This window comes from Synechococcus sp. PCC 6312, assembly GCF_000316685.1.
Taxonomy (GTDB): domain Bacteria; phylum Cyanobacteriota; class Cyanobacteriia; order Thermosynechococcales; family Thermosynechococcaceae; genus Pseudocalidococcus.
In genome coordinates this window covers 348,227-365,813 of record NC_019680.1, presented here as the reverse complement: position 1 = coordinate 365,813, position 17,587 = coordinate 348,227, and the positions used below count along the sequence as shown (strand labels likewise).

At 50.2% G+C, this 17,587-nt stretch carries 19 protein-coding genes; 7 read left to right on the top strand and 12 right to left on the bottom strand.

Going from position 1 to position 17,587, the window contains the following annotated elements; translation table 11 throughout:
* Nucleotides 1-38: 38 nt before the first annotated feature.
* Nucleotides 39-533, bottom strand: coding sequence for a hypothetical protein (locus tag SYN6312_RS01730; protein WP_015123134.1), 495 nt, complete (start codon nucleotides 531-533; stop codon nucleotides 39-41).
* A gap of 188 nt (nucleotides 534-721) precedes the next feature.
* Between SYN6312_RS01730 and SYN6312_RS01725 the strand changes: the two genes are divergently transcribed.
* The 4 genes from SYN6312_RS01725 (at nucleotide 722) to SYN6312_RS01710 (ending at nucleotide 5,113) form a co-directional block, all read left to right on the top strand.
* The gene (locus SYN6312_RS01725) at nucleotides 722-1,909 is read left to right on the top strand and encodes an HhoA/HhoB/HtrA family serine endopeptidase (protein WP_015123133.1); all 1,188 of its coding nucleotides are present in this window, start codon (nucleotides 722-724) and stop codon (nucleotides 1,907-1,909) included.
* Between the two features lie 408 nt (nucleotides 1,910-2,317).
* Nucleotides 2,318-3,874, top strand: a complete 1,557-nt coding sequence (locus SYN6312_RS01720) for a M48 family metallopeptidase (RefSeq protein WP_172636030.1) — start codon at nucleotides 2,318-2,320, stop codon at nucleotides 3,872-3,874.
* A gap of 81 nt (nucleotides 3,875-3,955) precedes the next feature.
* Entirely contained in the window at nucleotides 3,956-4,609 is a 654-nt protein-coding gene (locus SYN6312_RS01715) for a hypothetical protein (protein WP_015123131.1), read from the top strand.
* Between the two features lie 204 nt (nucleotides 4,610-4,813).
* Complete coding sequence (locus SYN6312_RS01710; RefSeq protein ID WP_015123130.1) at nucleotides 4,814-5,113, top strand: ferredoxin; 300 nt, start codon at nucleotides 4,814-4,816, stop codon at nucleotides 5,111-5,113.
* Between the two features lie 85 nt (nucleotides 5,114-5,198).
* Here SYN6312_RS01710 and SYN6312_RS01705 read toward each other — a convergent pair whose 3' ends face one another.
* From SYN6312_RS01705 to ldpA, 6 genes are all read right to left on the bottom strand, one after another.
* Entirely contained in the window at nucleotides 5,199-6,071 is an 873-nt protein-coding gene (locus SYN6312_RS01705; protein ID WP_015123129.1) for a shikimate dehydrogenase, read from the bottom strand.
* A gap of 39 nt (nucleotides 6,072-6,110) precedes the next feature.
* Complete coding sequence (locus SYN6312_RS01700; protein ID WP_015123128.1) at nucleotides 6,111-6,449, bottom strand: P-II family nitrogen regulator; 339 nt, start codon at nucleotides 6,447-6,449, stop codon at nucleotides 6,111-6,113.
* A 99-nt stretch (nucleotides 6,450-6,548) separates the two neighbouring features.
* Nucleotides 6,549-6,953 (bottom strand): Uma2 family endonuclease, encoded by a 405-nt coding sequence (locus SYN6312_RS20890; protein WP_371257390.1) that lies wholly within the window; start codon nucleotides 6,951-6,953, stop codon nucleotides 6,549-6,551.
* Nucleotides 6,920-7,201 carry a hypothetical protein gene (locus SYN6312_RS20885; protein ID WP_371257385.1) on the bottom strand — a complete coding sequence of 94 codons (282 nt, stop codon included), beginning with the start codon at nucleotides 7,199-7,201 and terminating at the stop codon, nucleotides 6,920-6,922. Before SYN6312_RS20885 ends, SYN6312_RS20890 begins: the two co-directional genes overlap by 34 nt.
* Nucleotides 7,202-7,218: 17 nt before the next feature.
* Nucleotides 7,219-8,934, bottom strand: a complete 1,716-nt coding sequence (locus SYN6312_RS01690; protein WP_015123127.1) for a R3H domain-containing nucleic acid-binding protein — start codon at nucleotides 8,932-8,934, stop codon at nucleotides 7,219-7,221.
* Nucleotides 8,927-10,087 (bottom strand): circadian clock protein LdpA, encoded by a 1,161-nt coding sequence (gene ldpA, locus SYN6312_RS01685; RefSeq protein WP_015123126.1) that lies wholly within the window; start codon nucleotides 10,085-10,087, stop codon nucleotides 8,927-8,929. The genes SYN6312_RS01690 and ldpA overlap by 8 nt, the downstream gene beginning before the upstream one ends.
* A gap of 41 nt (nucleotides 10,088-10,128) precedes the next feature.
* On the opposite strand from ldpA, the gene SYN6312_RS01680 reads away from it, so the two are divergent.
* Nucleotides 10,129-10,719 carry a DUF3177 family protein gene (locus SYN6312_RS01680; RefSeq protein WP_015123125.1) on the top strand — a complete coding sequence of 197 codons (591 nt, stop codon included), beginning with the start codon at nucleotides 10,129-10,131 and terminating at the stop codon, nucleotides 10,717-10,719.
* Nucleotides 10,720-10,829: 110 nt separating this feature from the next.
* On the opposite strand, the gene SYN6312_RS01675 is transcribed toward SYN6312_RS01680, so the two are convergent.
* The 3 genes from SYN6312_RS01675 to SYN6312_RS01665 all read right to left on the bottom strand — a co-directional run bounded on the left by SYN6312_RS01675 (nucleotide 10,830) and on the right by SYN6312_RS01665 (nucleotide 13,326).
* Nucleotides 10,830-11,183, bottom strand: a complete 354-nt coding sequence (locus tag SYN6312_RS01675; protein ID WP_015123124.1) for a DUF1257 domain-containing protein — start codon at nucleotides 11,181-11,183, stop codon at nucleotides 10,830-10,832.
* A 127-nt stretch (nucleotides 11,184-11,310) separates the two neighbouring features.
* Complete coding sequence (locus SYN6312_RS01670; protein WP_015123123.1) at nucleotides 11,311-12,840, bottom strand: AAA family ATPase; 1,530 nt, start codon at nucleotides 12,838-12,840, stop codon at nucleotides 11,311-11,313.
* 162 nt (nucleotides 12,841-13,002) lie between these two features.
* Nucleotides 13,003-13,326: a hypothetical protein gene (locus SYN6312_RS01665; protein ID WP_015123122.1), complete on the bottom strand. Its 324-nt coding sequence runs from the start codon at nucleotides 13,324-13,326 to the stop codon at nucleotides 13,003-13,005.
* Nucleotides 13,327-13,514: 188 nt separating this feature from the next.
* Between SYN6312_RS01665 and SYN6312_RS01660 the strand changes: the two genes are divergently transcribed.
* Both SYN6312_RS01660 and SYN6312_RS01655 read left to right on the top strand, forming a co-directional pair.
* Nucleotides 13,515-14,426 carry an isoaspartyl peptidase/L-asparaginase gene (locus SYN6312_RS01660; RefSeq protein WP_172636029.1) on the top strand — a complete coding sequence of 304 codons (912 nt, stop codon included), beginning with the start codon at nucleotides 13,515-13,517 and terminating at the stop codon, nucleotides 14,424-14,426.
* A gap of 52 nt (nucleotides 14,427-14,478) precedes the next feature.
* Nucleotides 14,479-15,246, top strand: a complete 768-nt coding sequence (locus tag SYN6312_RS01655) for a class II glutamine amidotransferase (RefSeq protein WP_015123120.1) — start codon at nucleotides 14,479-14,481, stop codon at nucleotides 15,244-15,246.
* 27 nt (nucleotides 15,247-15,273) lie between these two features.
* Here SYN6312_RS01655 and SYN6312_RS19630 read toward each other — a convergent pair whose 3' ends face one another.
* Together SYN6312_RS19630 and SYN6312_RS01650 are read right to left on the bottom strand one after the other, a co-directional pair.
* Nucleotides 15,274-15,441, bottom strand: a complete 168-nt coding sequence (locus tag SYN6312_RS19630; RefSeq protein WP_015123119.1) for a hypothetical protein — start codon at nucleotides 15,439-15,441, stop codon at nucleotides 15,274-15,276.
* Between the two features lie 362 nt (nucleotides 15,442-15,803).
* Nucleotides 15,804-17,525, bottom strand: a complete 1,722-nt coding sequence (locus SYN6312_RS01650) for an NFACT family protein (protein ID WP_015123118.1) — start codon at nucleotides 17,523-17,525, stop codon at nucleotides 15,804-15,806.
* Between the last annotated feature and the right edge of the window lie 62 nt (nucleotides 17,526-17,587).

Below are 17,587 nucleotides of genomic sequence, written 5' to 3'. Positions count from 1 at the left end.
GGGAAGGGGGCAATTTAATAGAAAACCAGGATAAGCACTTAGCCATTCAGTAACAGTCCCAAACTATTAGTTGATATCAAGTAATGACAAAGCCACCCAAGTAACATCCCGCCCAGGCCAAGGGGAATTAAAACAAAAAACACTTGGGCCAGGGAATAACCAACGGCGCGCATTTCCAAGCGTAAAAGTGTATCTGTCGAGCCAATTATCCCGATCAAGGCAAAAACCAGGGGAGAAACTACGGCTAAGGTAACGATTGAACTCAGATAAAACATTGTAAAGACACTACGGGGCCCAAGTTGAACCAAGCGCAACAAATTTCCCCGGCCCCAAGTATGAAGAATATTCCCTAAGCCCAAGATCAAAATAACAATCAAAATCGAAGCCAGGCAATGCTCCCAAAAACTCCAGCCAGGATTACCATTCGCCAAATTTAACCCCAGGGTCAGATAGGCTAAAACCACAGCACAAAAAGCCCCCCAGGGAAATCGTCTAACTTTAGCTGAGCGACTCACTGGTTTTAGGGCAGGCATCAATAAAGGAAAAGCAGACAATTTTTCAGGAATCTACAAGTCTAGGGCAATAATATTCTTATTCTAGTAGTCTCAGGGAAGTAATTATCAATACAAGTGGGTAGATCTCTCGGCTGGGAACCAACACCATCAGCTTTGCGTCAAGTCTCAGTAATTCGATCAACTATTCCTTTCCTTTGCGAATAACTATGGCAACTCACCCTGTTTTCAATCGCTCCATTACCTGCCTTTCCTTTATGGCCCTGGGCGCGACCGCTACTTTGTTCACGGGACAATTTTTGCCATCTCGCAGTGGCCTGGTGCAACCCTCTGTCGCGCAACTCTCTGCCCCAATTACTGGGACTGGTGATATTAACTTTATTGCTCAGGCGGTTGAAAAAGTTGGCCCATCTGTGGTGCGGATTGATTCCTCTCGCACGGTTCAAGCCCGTACTCCTCGCGTGTTTAACGATCCCTTTTTCCAAGAGTTCTTTGGGGCACCTCGTCAAAATCAACCCCCAACACGGGTAGAGCGGGGCACGGGTTCTGGGTTTATCATTAGCTCCGATGGTGTAATTCTCACCAATGCTCATGTGATTGATGGAGCGGATCGGGTGACGGTCACACTAAAGGATGGGCGCAACTATGAAGGGAAAGTCCTCGGGCAAGATACGGTTACAGATGTAGCAGTCGTAAAAATTGAAGCCGAAAACCTGCCTATCTCCCGGATTGGGGATTCGGATCAACTCCGGCCTGGGGAATGGGCCATTGCCATTGGAAATCCCTTGGGGCTAGACAATACCGTCACCGCTGGCATTATCAGTGCAACCGGACGCAGCAGTGGGGATGTGGGTGTTCCAGATAAACGGGTTGGCTTTATTCAGACGGATGCAGCCATCAATCCTGGGAACTCTGGTGGCCCGCTCCTGAATCAACAGGGGGAAGTGATTGGGATGAATACCGCAATTATTGGGGGCGCGCAGGGCCTGGGATTTGCGATTCCCATTAAAACAGCCCAGCGGATTGCCAACCAGTTGATTGCTAATGGCAAGGTTGAGCATCCCTTCTTAGGCATTCGCATGGCTAGTCTCACCCCTGAAATGCGCGATCAGATAAATAGTGCGCCCAACAGCCCTGTGCGTGTCCAGGATGATAAAGGGGTCTTGATTTTCCAAGTCATTCCTAACTCCCCTGCCGCCCGCTCTGGTCTCCAGGCCGGTGATGTGATCCAAAGCATCAATGGTCAGTCCGTTACCAAAGCAGATCAAGTTCAACAGGTGGTAGAAGATTCCTCTGTGGGTTCGACCTTAGAATTAAGTGTCCGGCGGCAGGGTCAAAGCATGAGTATTGCCGTTCAACCCGCTCCCTTACCCACCCAAGCCAGTCGGCAACGGTAGGGCACTAACCAGGAAGGCAGTCAAGATGAATCCGTGCCCAGGAATGCGCTAGTTTTGACTGCATTCCATGATTCGATATAGTGTTACACCGCTTGTTCCAGTTTGGGACGGCCAGTACTCATCAGCCCGAGATGCTGCGATTCGCTCTAGACCGATGCTAGAACTGGGTAAGGCTATCTTGATATTTACTCCTGAATCAACCTGTATTTCCTTGATATTGGAGCCACGCCAAAGGTTAGGGCATCGCAATTGCGTTATCAAATCCGCTTTCCCCAATTCCTAACCAGGCCCCAACGTTCCCCCTGGGGTAGATTCCTTGCCCTATTCCTGGCAACGTTGCTATTTACCGGCACAAGCCAGGCCAACCCAATCTCAGTGCTCAACCCAGCGCGCCTGATGACAGCCCAATTGATTCCACTCGAGGGCTCGGCTAAGGATCTCAAACCCTCTCCCACCCCACCCAGTTCTCTTGAGTCCGGGCTACCTCCCGCAGATATGCCCCCAGCCAGCCACCCGAACTTAGACCGTGATCCGGTTCCCGCTGCGGCCACCTCTGATGCTGAGACCTATCATCAATCCCGCTATGATTTGTTGGCGGAGGGAGACAAACTGTACTTAGCCGGAGATATCTCTGGAGCCACTCAGCTTTATCGGCAAGCCAAAGGTAATTTTGCCAGTCCGCCTCCCTTATCTCCCCCGATTCAAAATCCTGGACAGCTCCCCCCAGCCGGACAAGTGTACTGGCGCGAAGCCCTAGCGGGTTCAGAAGGACAACTCTACAGTGCTAAAGTCGTTCCCCTGCAACTCCTCGTTGAAACCTATCCCCAGTTCATTCCCGCCCACCTTAAACTTGCCGAGTATCTTGAAGCCCAAGGCAATCCTCGCCAGGCCCTAGCCATCTTGGAACGGGCCGCCACGCTCTACCCCGACCAGGCCGACATTACCCGCGCCCTAATTTTGGCCCACGATCAACGGAAAGAATGGCTCGAATCGGCTTTAACGGCGCGTCAATTTCTCGTGGTCAACCCAAATCATCCCCAGGCCGGCGAGTTTAGTACCCTTGCTGATGAACGGATGCAACGATTTCGACGCAACCTCCAAGGAAAAATTCAAGAGGGTCTGATTGCCAGCGCGATCACGGGAGCTGTGGGAATTGCCGTCACAGGTAGCCCATTTATGTCCCTGAGTACGTTACAAACCATGATGCTGGTCATGCAGGGAGAATCTGCCATTGGGGAAGCCGCCGTTAAACAACTGACGCGCCAACTTAAGCTTGTAGAACAGCCTGAGGTGGTGAGCTACATCAATAATTTGGGCCAAAAACTGGCTCGACTCGCTGGGCGTTCAGAATTTGATTATGAGTTTTTTGTGGTTAATGATCCGCAACTCAATGCCTTTGCTCTCCCTGGCGGCAAGGTGTTTGTGAATTCTGGCGCAATCCTCAAATCTAATTCTGAGGCGGAGTTAGCGGGACTCTTAGGCCATGAAATTGCCCACACGGTCTTGTCCCACGGCTTTCAACTGGCAACCCAAGGGACTGCTGCCCTAAATATCGCTCGCTTGATTCCGGCTGGGGGCTATGTGGCGGGGGTGACGGTGACGAGTTTTAGTCGAGATATGGAGCGTCAAGCGGATATTGTTGGCACCAGAATTCTGGCTCGGAGTGGCTATGCGGCCGATGGTTTGATTAATTTCACCTATCTCCTCAACCAGGAATATCGGGGACGGAATACGGTTGTACCTTGGTTTGCAACCCATCCTGCCACCCCGGAGCGGCTACGATACCTGGAAAACCTTGTTCAGCAGCAGAACTATAATCGCTATGGCTATGAAGGGGTTTATGCCCACCGCCAAGTTCAATCCCAACTCCAGGCCGGGTCTAATGCCGATGCACCACAGCCAACGCCTAGTCCGGAACCGCAGCCATCAACCTCTCCGTCCCCTAGTCCCCCGACAACCTCTTGACCCTAAAAAAGCACCGTTGCCCCGATGAAATGACCCTAGGGATTTTAAGATTGAGGCAGACCCTTCCCCCTTTCTAGCTTCATGCTCAAACCCCTCACCCGCCAAAAATTTGAACAACTCATCCCGGCTGTGGCCACGGGTCGGCAATATCGTCATGTTTGGGGGAAGATTCCCGACTTTCTGCGGCGATTGATTTTTTCCGTGGTGGGGGTCGCTGCGGTCTGGTTTCCCCTCAGTTACGTTGGCCATGGGGTGCAACTGGTGGCTGGCTTGGTGGCCGGTTTGTATTGGTTGTGGTGGCCAGCGGTATCTGCCAGTTTCCGGAATCAGGTCTATCGCCGCTATCCCTACAGTGGGTTTTGGCAAGGGGAAGTTTTGTCCGTTTATGTCACGGAAGAATTAATTGGGAAAGAAGAATCCGTGGATCAACGGGGAGAATTGGTAATCGTTGAAAAGCGAGAAAGACGCTTGAATTTAGAAATTGGCGATGAAACAGGCTTTGAGACCAAACTCCAGGCCCGCCTCAGCCCTCAACATCGAGTCATCCGGCCTGGAGATCAAGCCGAGATCATTGTTCTCTCCCGTCGCGCCAACCTAGAGGATATTGAGAAAATTAGTGATATTTATCTGCCGCGCCACCGTCTGTGGGTGAGTGACTATCCTTGGTTGCAGCGGGACATTTTTGAGCAGATGAGTTATGAATTTAATCGCCGTCTCGCTCGCCACCGCCATTAGGAGCGTCTCCGGTACAGATAGATAAGTAAATTGAATATATCTAATGGAACCCTTTGCAAAAACCATTGGGAAACAACCCAGACCATCTCTACCAAAATGGAGATTTTCCCCTAGTATCAGAGATGGAGCATTTTGCCCCCTAATCATTTAGGGCAGAGTAGAGCTTGCTCTAACGCCGTTTCCGTAAGAGAAGAGGACTATTTCATGGCAACCTATAAGGTGACATTAATCAATGAGGCTCAGGGCCTAAATACCACCATTGATGTACCTGATGACGAATACATTTTGGATGTTGCAGAAGAACAGGGCCTAGATTTACCCTTCTCCTGCCGGGCTGGGGCCTGCTCGACCTGTGCGGGTAAGATTGTCGAAGGTGAAGTCGATCAGTCTGACCAGTCCTTCTTGGATGATGATCAAATCGAAAAAGGATATGTTCTAACCTGCGTTGCCTATCCAAAATCTGATTGTAAAATTCTGACTCACCAAGAAGAAGAACTTTACTAAGATAAATTTTTCAAGAAAACTTTAATTCCTTGATCTCCTCAGGATGGTACTCGTCTTGGGGATTTTTATAGGGATCAACTTGAACCTATAACTTTTCTGGAAATAACCTAGCCCAGGCCTGGGCCCGCATCACATCCACTGGGGCCGGTTGTCCTAACCACCATTGAAAAGCCGCTGCCCCCTGCTGAATCAACATTTCCAGGCCATCAATGGTCTTTAAGCCCCGCTCTTGGCCCCAGGCCAGTAATTGGGTTGGGTTTGGCGTGTAAATCAAGTCATAAATAATTGCCGAAGCAGGCAGTTGGTCTAAATCCTTAGGCGCAAGGGGGGAATGGTTCATCTCAGGGGCCATCCCTAAGGGAGTTGAGTTTACCACGAGGGCCGCCGCTGCCAGTTCCTTGGCCCAGCCTTCCCAGGGAACCACCTTGAGAAATCCGGGGGGAAGAATATCCTGCCAACTGGCCTGAAATGCTTGTAACTTAGCCAAATCTCGGCCGCTGACGGTTAATTCTGCCAGGCCCAACTGCCAACAAGCAACCACAACTGCCCGCGCTGCCCCTCCACAGCCTAATAACAGGCCCGTTTGATTTGACCAGTTGAGATTTAGGGCCTGTAAGGGAGCTAGAAACCCAGCCACGTCTGTATTTGTGCCAATCCAGGCCCCGGCTTCCCGCTTGACTGTATTCACCGCCCCCACCTGATCCACCAGAGGAGATACGGACTTGAGGCAGGGAATGATCGCTTGTTTGTGGGGAATCGTGATGTTAAATCCCTGCACACCAATGACTAACATCCCAGAGAGGGCCGTTTCCAAATCCCCAGGGGCAATGGAGAAGGGGAGGTAAACATAATCCAACTCTAAGGACTCTAAAGCAGCATTATGGATAACGGGGGAAAGACTATGCTTAACGGGATAGCCAATCACCCCCAAGAGTTGCGTTGTGCCCCGAATTGGCATGGTTAAAGACTCTCTGGGCCTGGCGACAACTAAAGCCCCTTAAACGGCTTCTTGATTTTTTTCACCCGTGCGAATCCGTACCACCTGTTCCACCGGAGTAATGAAGATTTTGCCATCGCCAATTTCGCCAGTGCGGGCTGCCGTAATGATTTTTTCGACTACAGTATCCACCTGTTCATCTTCAACGACGATTTCAACCTTTAGCTTTTGGAGAAATTCCACCGTATATTCCGAGCCTCGATAGCGCTCTGTCTGTCCTTTTTGGCGGCCAAATCCCCGCACTTCCGAGACGGTCATCCCCACAATTCCAGCATTTACGAGGGCAATTTTAACTTCGTCAAGCTTAAAGGGACGAATAATCGCTTCTACTTTTTTCAAGAGACTTTCCTCAATGGACGGCTAGCGTGGAACTATTCTCACCTATACCCTATCTATCACCGTCTCCTCCCCTATTCATGTAGCCTGTGATACAAAACTCTACTTTTGCCTCTCTCTCTGTTTTTGGACTAAGTTTCGCCAGGCCTGTTCTGCTGCCACTTCATCCGCCTGGGCCTGGGTTAAAAAGTTATAAAGATCGTTCTTAGCAACCCACGGAAAAGTAGGACTGTTTTCTCTCTCAATATACTGATCCTCTTGCAGTTGAAAAATTCGCCATTCTTGACCGTTATATCGCCAAAATTCAGGGATCCCCAAGGCGGCATAGAGTTGGTTTTTATTCACGTCACTATGGCTAAAGTCAACTTCAACCACTAAATCTGGCGGCGGATCCTGCAATAAATTTACTGTACGACCGACAACCTTAGCCTGGTTTTGAATGTAATAGGCACAATCCGGTTCGACCCCGCGTGCTAAATCCGGGCGGGAGAGGGTAGTTGATCCCAGAGTTTTAGCTTCAGCCCCATTTCGGTCACTAAAACCCGGATAAAGAGACTGATTAATTCCCGTGTAAATTCATGGGCTTCTAAGGGCATTGTTATTTCTAAGGTGCCGCGATCATAGGCAAGGCGAAGATTCCGAGTTTCGGGGAGTGATTGCAGGAGTTGTTGATAGTTATCCCAGGCCAAATCATGGAGAATGATCCGTTGTTCACCTTTAAGTTGCGACTGACTTAGTGTAGATGTTGTAATCATGTCGACTATTCCAAAAACTAAGCCGGATAAATCCGTAATCGCCGATAGGGTTCTTCCCCGAAACTTTGGGAGGTCAAGCGGTAATGCTCGATTAATTCATGTTGAATCCGGCGAATACTGGCAGAACGGGGCAGAAGTTCGACGGGTTGCTTTTTGGGAATGACGATTTTCTCGACAGCGAGGCGCGCTTCTTCCAAGGCTTCAATTTCATCATCATTACCCGTGGGCGCAAACAAGGCTAAATTCACCCCATCCGCCGGACTTGGTTCCTCCATCCCCAATAAATGCTGCAATCCCCGGACAATTTGGGCCATACTATTGGCTTTGATCGTATGGACGGGAATGTGATGTAAATGAGCGAGATGCCGCAGTTTGGATTGGGTTTTTAGGTGGGAGCGCAAGGTTAAAATCACATCCGCCGTGTCAATTTCTTTGGTAACAACAATCGGTAAATTGAGGGTGTTGATTGCCTGCTCGAGGTGATGCCGACTCACTGCATAGGGATAAACATGGATGGGCAGTTCTTCCCCATTGGGGCCAAGGGGTGAGAGCGTTTCGGATTGTTCGAGAAGGCTGGCAAATTCGTAGTCCGGGCGGCTGCGTTCTGAGGGGGTGGCCGGTAATGGGTAAATTTGTCCACTGGCGCGCCAATTACTCTCTTTCCACTCACTACCTAGGGGAACTGTTTTAATTTCAAGCTTTTTGGCTTCGGGCGGGGCCTGGGTGATCACAACTTCTCCGTTTTCATTCACCGAGCGGGTTTGGGGATTGGGGGTATGACCACGCAGGAGTTGATCCACCGTTTCTGCAACATTGTCATGAACCACCCAGCGTTCTCGCTCTAGCATTTCAACCGCAATTGGAAACGTGGGCGGGGCTTTGCGTTCTAAGACACTTTTTTGCGTGCCCCGCCGCCGCGCTTCATCATCACCTAATGTTACCGACTGAATTCCCCCAACTAAATCCGCAAGGGTGGGATTTTTAATCAGGTTTTCCAGGCGATTCCCGTGGGCGGTTCCAATCAGTTGTACCCCCCGTTCGGCAATGGTTCGGGCCGCTAAAGCCTCGAGTTCGGTACCAATTTCATCAATCACAATCACCTGAGGCATATGATTTTCCACCGCCTCAATCATGACTTGATGTTGGAGTTCTGGCCGGGCCACTTGCATCCGGCGGGCGCGACCTAACGCGGGATGGGGAATATCACCGTCACCGGCAATTTCATTGGAGGTATCAATAATGACCACCCGTTTGTGGAGATCATCGGCAAGGACTCGGGCCATTTCTCGTAAGGCTGTGGTTTTTCCCACCCCCGGCCGGCCGAGGAGCAATATCGACTGTTCACTTTCCACTAAATCTCGAATTAAGCCAATGGTGCCAAAAACCGCCCGCCCGACCCGACAGGTTAAGCCAATAATGGTTCCTTGCCGATTGCGAATGGCACTGATTCGATGCAAGGTGCGTTCAATTCCGGCCCGGTTATCGCCACTAAACTGACCCACCCGTTGGACGCAATATTCTAAATCTTCCCGAGAGACCGGGGTTTGACTTAAATCTTCGGAACCTTTGACAAACCGGGCCTGGGGTGGGCGGCCCAAATCCAGGACTATTTCGAGTAAATCTTCACGATGGATGTGGTCTCGGAGGGTGGCTTGCAAATAATGGGGGAGAATGTCGAGGAGTTGGGGCAGATCATCGGTAACTTGGCGTTGTCCGGGAGCGAGTTCAACCATGGTGGGCCGGTGTCTTTATTTGATGGACAAGGGACTGGGCAACGGTGACGGCAGCATTGAGTAGATCAGGAACTTCAGACCAGGCCAGGCCATCAACTTGGAACTCGGCTAACAAGGAACGGGCATAGCTACCGTAGGCAATTCCAGCAACAGAGCGGGGGGGATCATCGCCAGGCCTGGGGGATCGGAGGAGTCCTGATGCCCTGAGTTTAGCAACGGTATGGTCATTTGTGCCGCCCGCGACTTGAACAAATCCGGGTAAATGTTGGCTGAGGACTTTTTCTGCCAATTTGACACAGGCCCGAGTCGCTCCATCACCAATATCTCCACTCATCGGCCGGCCATCGGTTTGCCAGATTAAGGCACAGGGTAAGGGAGAAATTAAATCAACAATCCAGGCCAAATACTCTTGTAATCCTTCACTATCCGGACAACTAATCGCAAGGACGCTTAAGTGGGGAATAAACTCCTTTACCTGCTGCCATAACTCTAAAAATGCTGCTTTTTCGCCCGGCCGGGTATGTAACTCCAGGGCTTGAATTTGACCAGCTTCAATATAGGGGGCGAGGATTTGGGGTTGGGCCGGTTGGGATTCGGTGATGATATGGCCCAAGGGACAAACGGGTAAACACCGCCCACAACCATAACAGCGTTCTCGAATCACTCCGGGGCTTGGATATTTGGCCAGATCAAACGTAATCGCTGCGGCCGGACAAATACCCACACAGGGCCGGGGGCAATCACTCGGGCAGGACTGGGGATCAAACACGGCTTTGCGGAAATGGGGGTCTTCGCCCGCATTCAAACTCACCATCAAAAACGGCTGGATGAGTTCAGGATTATGGTGTAAGGCCGATTCGATCCCTTCTAGAGCCGCTGTAATCACCCCCGGATCCGCTGCCACATCAATACAGTCCACCCCCGCCAGAGTGTAGGCCAAGGCTAGGTTATGAATTTGGGGTAAATCTTGAAAGCTGGCTCCGGTAATCAGTTTGCACCATTGGCTGGCCTGGAGGGAGGCGAAGGGAGTGATAGAAATCGGCACTGGGCTGGGGCAAAGATGAGGGTATAACTTTTCTAATTGTCCTAGATTCAACCGCCCCTTGTTAAAATTAGCGTCTGTGATGTTTTGATCCTTATGGTATTGGCGCATCTTAAGACCTGACAATTTACCCTCTTGCTCGCCCAAATCTTATGACCTTAGAACTGCTGCAAAAACTTGTTTGGATGGATTTTCGTTTAGCGGTCTTGTTCACAGTGGTGTTGCCGTTGGGGTTGCTCCTGTGGGCCGTGATTCAAAATGCCCAGGCCATTACCCAGTTATTAATTATTTATTGGCGGATCGCCAGTTTATTAGCAATAACCGTCTATCTGATGATTGCCCAATGGCCGGTCAGTTATGTGAGTGGGTTTGCGGCGTTAATTTTGATTCCCCTCAGTTTATGGTTTTGGGTGGACTTAAACGAAGAGGTCGCGGATCGGCGGGATACCCTTGGCCTGGTATTTAATAGTTGGCGTTGGGGGGTAACCATCTACTGTATTTTGGCAGCATTGGGGCAAGCTGTATTTTTAGATTGTGCCTTTATTCCTGGGGCGATTAGGCGCACTGCCTGCCAGGCCTGGTTACAACCCCCATTGATGTTCAAAGCTATGTTCCATGCCCAGGCCAAACCCGGAACCCTCGGCTTCTTTGCAGTTGTGGCCCTGGTGATTTATGTTCTTTATCTGGGCTATTTTGTCTTTATCCGCTTACCCAAACAAGGACGTTCTGCCACGGGCCTGTAATTCCCTGTGTAAGGACGACAAACTTTTCGCCACCAGCCATGAAAAAGGACTGACCCTAACACCAGAGCCAGCCCGCATCATTTGGGAAACGCTTGACGAGGACGGATAACTTAGCCGTGAACGACCAATTTAACGTTGGCGTTTTGCAGGCCAGGCCGTTTGACTTCGGCTAAGGTTTTGTTGATCGCATACTTCTGATTGATGGAGTTGATCAACTCAGTTTGGTTGTGTTTTTTAGCCACACCCCAAAGATCAGCAATCAAGTCAAAGCTACCATCGGCATTGCGAGACCAACCGAGATCGTATTCGCCTTCCAAGACGGCCACGATATCCGAGCGCACCCGTTGACCGTTGTACCCGCGCACATCGGCTTCAGTTTTCACGGCAATCCCTAAATCCCGTAAAGAAGACTTGAGGATTTCGGCATCGGTGATTTTGGTGCGTAAGGTGCTGAAGTGAGACATGGGGAAATTCCTCCAGATTGAGACAAAAATACAAGACAAACATCATTGGGACTGAATGACCGTAATTTATGTTGGACAAACCCTTACGGTGGGGTCTTTCTTCCGTCACATAACAGAAGCAAGCTTGTTAAAACTCCAGGCGTTGATATTCCGCCACGGAAGCTGCAGCCGGTCGCGCACGTTGCCGGGCCCAATCTCGGAGGGCCGTGACCTGTTCCTGCATGGTTTTGGATAGGGGTTGGGTGGCGCGGCTGGTAGCAATAATATCGAGTTGGGTAAATTCCCGCCCCTGGGCAAAGGCCTCATACATCGCCGCCACAATGGCCTGTTCAATTTCGGCCCCAGAAAAGCCATCGCACACCTGGGCCAACTGTTCCAAATCAAATCTCTCAATTTCCCGCCGCCGCTTCGACAAGTGAATCCGAAAAATATCTTGGCGTTCTTCGGCGTTGGGTAAATCGACAAAGAAAATTTCATCAAACCGACCTTTGCGGAGAAACTCACCGGGTAATTTTTCCACACGGTTGGCGGTTGCTAAGACGAAGACGGGAGAATTTTTCTCTTGCATCCAGGTTAGGAACGAGCCAAAAATTCGGCTAGAGGTTCCCCCATCGGAATCCGCCGACCCCGCACCACCGGCAAAGGCTTTATCCATTTCATCAATAAATAAGATCGCCGGAGAAATGGATTCAGCGGTTTTCAAGGCATTGCGGAGATTGGCTTCCGAGCGACCCACCATAGACCCGTCATAGACCCGGCCCATATCCAATCGCAGTAAAGGTAAACCCCAAAGGCGGGAGGTAGTTTTGGCAATTAAGGATTTTCCACAGCCCGGAACTCCCAGGATTAACATTCCTTTTGGCTGAGGTAAACCATAGTCCCGCGCTTTTTCCGAGAAGGCATTGGCCCGCTGCTGAAGCCAAACCTTCATTTCCTCTAAACCACCCACGGAATCAATGGTTTCATCCACTTCGATGTATTCCAAAATCCCGTTGCGGCGGATGAGTTGCTTTTTCTCAGAGAGGACAATTTCAACTTCATCTTCGGTCAGGCGGCCGGCGGTGACTTTGGCTTTGCGATAAACTTTTTGAGCTTCATCGAGGGTCAATCCCAGGGCCGCTTTAACCAGTTTTTCCCGTGTTTCAGCCTGGAGTTTTTTGGACTTGGTTCCGTCTAATTGGGATTCGAGGACTCCATCTAAATCAGTAATGCTGGGGAGGGGATAATCCACAACGGCAATTTCTTTTTCTAGCTCTACTGGGATGCGTTGGGCCGCTTCGGGAGACATGAGAATGAGGGTTTTTTGAGTCCCTTTGAAACTAGCTACAGCATCTCTGAGGGAGCGAGTCACTGGGGGCGAGTCAATAAAGGGGTGAATATCCTTGAAGACATAGATTCCCGGTTCCCGTTGATGGACGACCCATTGAATGGCGGCTTCTGGGGAGACGGTGTTGTGATGGCTGACGTTGCGGGGCTGGCCATATTCAACGACACCGTGGGTGACGGTCCAGATATAGACTTTCCGGTGATGACGATGGGGTTGATCGGAAAGGTGAGCAATTTCGGCAATGGTTTGTTCGGCCCGTTCTTCTTCTGATGTCAGCAGATAGATCAAAGGGTACTGGGCCTGGATCAGGATGCTAAGTTCTTCACGCATTTTGAAAATCACCCCCTGTTACCAGGCCACGAAAGGACAAAAACAATACTTTTAACTAAAAATTAGATAGGGAAGCATCGCCCGCCAGTTAACTGAACGAGAAGTTAGAGAAATTCAAGGAACTGTAACTAAAAAACTTGCTGTGGTTTGAGCCTGTATGACCTAACGGGCCGCCACGAGTTCATTTTGTAATGCGGGAACAGTCAAATGAGCATCATCGAGAACAGTGGGTTGATTGATCAGGGAAACTAATTGATCACCACGCATCACAACAGCCGTAGCACATTCAGGACAAGCATAAACTCGATGGGTCGCCCCAAACTCCTGAGCTTCGACTTCAGCCACAACCTCGGGATGACACAGATAAAAGCTAATGGCCCGTTCTGCCAAATCAGACATATTTTCCTGCTGGACGGCCGCAGTAACTTTTAGCTGCTTGTGCAAGTCGGACGAAAGGTATAACGTGGCTTTTTGCTTGTCTTCCATAAAGAACCAGTTGTAATGTCCCCGAGCTATGGATGCCAGTTTAGACAGGAGTTCCTGAGGGTGTCAAGGAAAATCGGCGGCAAAACGGCAATATTGTTGCAAATCGTTACAAAACTTTGTTCATCTTGGCCTGGGATAATCGAAAAGCGAAGAAATCTAAAGAGACGCAACCAAGTGAGGGCATTGTGGTGCAGCCAAAACTAATCATCCACGGTGGGGCCGGTAGTTCGTTACAGGATAAAGGCGGCTTGGAATCTGTGCGGGAAGATCTGCGCGGGATTGTTTATCAAATTTATGCCCGTCTCCAGGCCGGGGAACAGGCAATTTCGGCGGCGGTGTTTGGTTGTCGGCTCTTGGAGGATCGGCCCCGGTTTAATGCGGGTACAGGCTCGGTATTGCAGTCCGATGGGCAAATTCGCATGAGTGCCGCGCTGATGGATGGGGCCCGGCAACGCTTGAGTGGGGTGATCAATGTCTCACGGCTGAAAAACCCGATTGACTTGGCTGAATTTTTGCAATCCCAGGATGACCGGGTCTTGTCCGATGTAGGGGCGGCAGAATTGGCCCGAGAGTTAAACATCCCGATTTATAACCCAATGACAGATTTACGCTTAAACGAGTGGGTTGCCGAACGGGCGGGGAATTTTGAGCGGACGATGGCCAATGTGGTAGCTGAGGCTGGGCGGGGGACCATTGGGGTGGTGGTCTTAGATCAACTGGGGCAGTTAGCCGTGGCCACGTCAACGGGGGGAAAAGGGTTTGAGCGGATTGGGCGGGTGAGTGATTCGGCCATGCCCGCGGGAAATTATGCCAACGAGTTTGCGGCAGTGAGTTGTACGGGGATTGGCGAGGACATTATCGATGAATGCTTAGCAGCCCGGATTGTGGTGCGGGTAACTGATGGCATGAGCTTATCAACGGCCTTTCAAAAATCCTTTCAAGAAGCAGCCTCTCGCAATCGAGATTTTGGGGCCATTGGCATTGATCGGCGGGGAAATCTGGCCTGGGGCAAAACCTGTGATGTCCTGTTGGCGGCTTATCATGATGGCAGCAAAATTGATGACACCTTAGAGTTACCCAGGGGGGTGCAAACGACTTAGTTAGAATTGGGTAATGATGTCATAATGCTGAGAATTTAGATTCTGGATTCCCATGTGCCAGCTTTTAGGCATGAATTGTAATGTTCCGACCGATATTTGCTTTTCATTTCAAGGATTTGCGGCCCGAGGGGGTCAAACAGATGAGCATCGAGATGGTTGGGGGATTGCCTTTTTTGAGGGACGTGGCTGTCGTTTGTTTGTGGATGAGCAACCGGCGATCACCTCTCCCATTGCCGCCTTGGTACAGCACTACCCGATTCATTCCACCCATGTGATTGCCCATATTCGGAAAGCCACTCAAGGGGCAATTGCCTTAGAAAATTGTCATCCGTTCCGCCGCCCACTCTGGGGTCGTTATTGGGTTTTTGCTCATAATGGCAATTTAGAAGGATGTTCCTTGCAACCCGGCCCCCTGTTTCAACCCATTGGCGAGACAGACAGTGAATTAGCATTTTGTTTGATTCTGGAATTCTTACAGAAAAATTTCCCTGAGGGTAAACCAGGCCTGGGGCAGTTAAATTCAGCATTACAAGCGATGACCGCCCAACTTGCTCCCTTTGGCCCATTTAATTACCTTTTGTCCGATGGGGATGATTTCTGGGCCTACTGTTCAACTCAACTTAGTTATGTGGTGCGAGAGGCTCCATTCCGGGCGGCCCATTTAATTGATGCCGATTTGACGGTGGATTTTCGGGAATTAACTCGCCCTCAGGATCGGGTAGCCGTGATTGCAACAACACCTCTGACGGATGATGAAACCTGGACAAAAATGGAGCCTGGACAACTGCTGGCGTTTCGAGATGGAAGTCCCCAGGCCTGAGGAGAATTAACGGATCCTATCAATTGCTTAAAATCCAAGACGGGGTAGGGATCGGAATGGTTGGGAATCATGGCCACGATTTTGCATAATATCCAGTTGTGTATGGGTAAAAAAACTGAGGGATACTGCTAGGACACTGTAAAAAATCAGCCAAAGTCCAACGGTTTGCCAATGGTGAGTAATAAAGCGCAACATGAGAGACATTCCTCCAAAAAACACGGGTCTAACTTCAGAGAACTATCAAAAACAGAATAAATCAGAGCCGGACGGCCCAGGCCAGGAATAAAACTTAAAATCTACAGTCTCGACAACTTAATCAATAAACTGTCGGTTAACTGAAGTGGGTTTTAGCCGAGGCTATGGGCTTGGTCGGGTTGTGAGGAAAAGTGAGAGAGAATCCTATCGTCCGAGAGCCTGAAAAAGCGACTCGAATGCAGGAAAGGCCAAATCTTAGATATGCCTAACTATAGTGGCTGGCTCTGGAAATGGCCAAGGTGGATTTAAGCAGCCTTAAGAAACGCAAAGAAACTTCAAGAAACTTAAATAAAGTTTATAAATTAGTGAACGAATATCACGTGACTGGGGTAAGCCCACAGGATCGTTTCCTGCTTATAAATCACCAGGCCGGGGGGCATTCCCTTGGGTTTGTAAACGTGCTTGGGATCCGTATAAACAACGGGAACTTGACTGGTGTGACGGGCCTGGCTGTAATAGGCGGCAAGATTGGCCACATATTGTAAATCCTTATCACTGGGCTGCATACCGGCCTCGAGGCGTAACAGAACATGACTACCAGGAATTTCCTGAGTATGGAACCACAAATCGTAGGGACTGGCCAGGCGAAACGTGAGGTGATCATTTTGGCGATTATTCCGACCGATCAGCACATCCCAACCACTAGGCGTTGTAAATCGGAGAAAATCCAGGCCAGGCTTAAGGGGGCGGCGATAGTCTGGGGGCGATAAATACTTTTGTTCAATCAGTTCGTCGCGAATTTCTTCAAGGGTTTCTAGATCCGTGGCATCGCGATAGCTATCACATTGGGTCACGGCGGCGGCAACTTGGGATAAATAGGCAATTTCCTGTTTTGTCGCTTTCAAGAGGGGTTGAATACTCTCTTCGGCCCGCTTGAGTTTTTTGTAGCGTTTATAAAGAGATTCCACATTGTCGCTGATCTGGCGCTCCGGATCGAGGGGAATGGTAAGGGGTTGGTTGGTTTCAAAGTCGGTCACGGTCAAGTTTTTTAAGCCCGGTTGCCATTGATGCCGATAGGTATTCAGGAGGTTGGCCTGGTGGAGATAGGTATGGGCCGCGGCGGCTGTTCCTAGACGGGTCTGAAAATCCCTGGCTTTTGACTGGAGTTTACCCAAAAGATGTTGGAGTTTTTGCTGGAGGTGCTGTCGGAGGTTTTGCCAGGCCTGGTGTTGCAGATAATCTCCATAGTAGGTCTCGAGTAACTCGGAAATACTGGCAGTCGTGGCGGTAATGCCCCAACCCAACACCGTGTACCCGGACTCTCGCCATCCTGGTTCCCAGGCCCCAGACTCTATAATCCCTAACCAGGCCTGCCAAGCCGTAAAAAGACGTTGCCATTGGTCGGTTGAAAGGTGATCGCTGCTCAGATTAACTGGACATTGGGCCTGGTCTAAGAGTTGGCGAACCAAGGCAGAACTTAGGCCCCGGTAACAGGTCAGCAGTAGTTTATCAATGGCCCCAGGGACTAAACTGAGGCGGTTTTGCCATTGCTGAAATGATTCTGTCAGAGTCGGAATGGCTGTGGTTAAGGGGGGCGGGGCCTGGTAGGGTTGGCCGGTTTGGATTGGACGGAGCCGGGACTGTTGGGAACTCACCTGATGGGCAGCGGTGACAATTTCCCCAGCGTGATTGACTAAGACTACATTGCTATATTTCCCCATAATCTCTAAATACAGATGCCAGAGGGGATCATCTCCGGGTCGGCGGGCAAACTGTAAATCTAAAACCCGTTCCCAAGGGTCAATTGCCACCAGTTGAATTAAAGCCAGGCCAGTGAGTTGGTGCTGCAATTGCTGACTAAAGGTAAAGGTATCCGGTTGGCGGGGGGGAGGAGAGCCAAGATGAATGCGTGCGGCCTGGGGATGCCAAGAGATCGTCAGCCAGCCCTTTTGCTCTAAGGTTCGCAAGCCCAAGAAAATAGTATACCGATCTAGTTGATAGACCAATTCCAGCCGGGCTGGGAGCCATGTTTGCGTTAATTCTTGGGAAACCGCGATCAGGGTTGTCACATCAACAGGCTGCATGATTTACTCCCCAGAGCGCAACTTCCTTAATTATCAGCCCAATCTCTACCGGCCATCCCAAA

Excerpts from the sequence above, each read along its gene's own strand:
- SYN6312_RS01730 (WP_015123134.1), bottom strand. The coding sequence starts at position 533 with ATGCCTGCCCTAAAACCAGTGAGTCGCTCAGCTAAAGTTAGACGATTT.
- SYN6312_RS01725 (WP_015123133.1), top strand. The coding sequence starts at position 722 with ATGGCAACTCACCCTGTTTTCAATCGCTCCATTACCTGCCTTTCCTTT.
- SYN6312_RS01715 (WP_015123131.1), top strand. The coding sequence starts at position 3,956 with ATGCTCAAACCCCTCACCCGCCAAAAATTTGAACAACTCATCCCGGCT.
- SYN6312_RS01710 (WP_015123130.1), top strand. The coding sequence starts at position 4,814 with ATGGCAACCTATAAGGTGACATTAATCAATGAGGCTCAGGGCCTAAAT.
- SYN6312_RS01705 (WP_015123129.1), bottom strand. The coding sequence starts at position 6,071 with ATGCCAATTCGGGGCACAACGCAACTCTTGGGGGTGATTGGCTATCCC.
- SYN6312_RS20885 (WP_371257385.1), bottom strand. The coding sequence starts at position 7,201 with ATGATTACAACATCTACACTAAGTCAGTCGCAACTTAAAGGTGAACAA.
- SYN6312_RS01690 (WP_015123127.1), bottom strand. The coding sequence starts at position 8,934 with ATGGTTGAACTCGCTCCCGGACAACGCCAAGTTACCGATGATCTGCCC.
- ldpA (WP_015123126.1), bottom strand. The coding sequence starts at position 10,087 with ATGCGCCAATACCATAAGGATCAAAACATCACAGACGCTAATTTTAAC.
- SYN6312_RS01680 (WP_015123125.1), top strand. The coding sequence starts at position 10,129 with ATGACCTTAGAACTGCTGCAAAAACTTGTTTGGATGGATTTTCGTTTA.
- SYN6312_RS01675 (WP_015123124.1), bottom strand. The coding sequence starts at position 11,183 with ATGTCTCACTTCAGCACCTTACGCACCAAAATCACCGATGCCGAAATC.
- SYN6312_RS01670 (WP_015123123.1), bottom strand. The coding sequence starts at position 12,840 with ATGCGTGAAGAACTTAGCATCCTGATCCAGGCCCAGTACCCTTTGATC.
- SYN6312_RS01665 (WP_015123122.1), bottom strand. The coding sequence starts at position 13,326 with ATGGAAGACAAGCAAAAAGCCACGTTATACCTTTCGTCCGACTTGCAC.
- SYN6312_RS01655 (WP_015123120.1), top strand. The coding sequence starts at position 14,479 with ATGTGCCAGCTTTTAGGCATGAATTGTAATGTTCCGACCGATATTTGC.
- SYN6312_RS19630 (WP_015123119.1), bottom strand. The coding sequence starts at position 15,441 with ATGTTGCGCTTTATTACTCACCATTGGCAAACCGTTGGACTTTGGCTG.
- SYN6312_RS01650 (WP_015123118.1), bottom strand. The coding sequence starts at position 17,525 with ATGCAGCCTGTTGATGTGACAACCCTGATCGCGGTTTCCCAAGAATTA.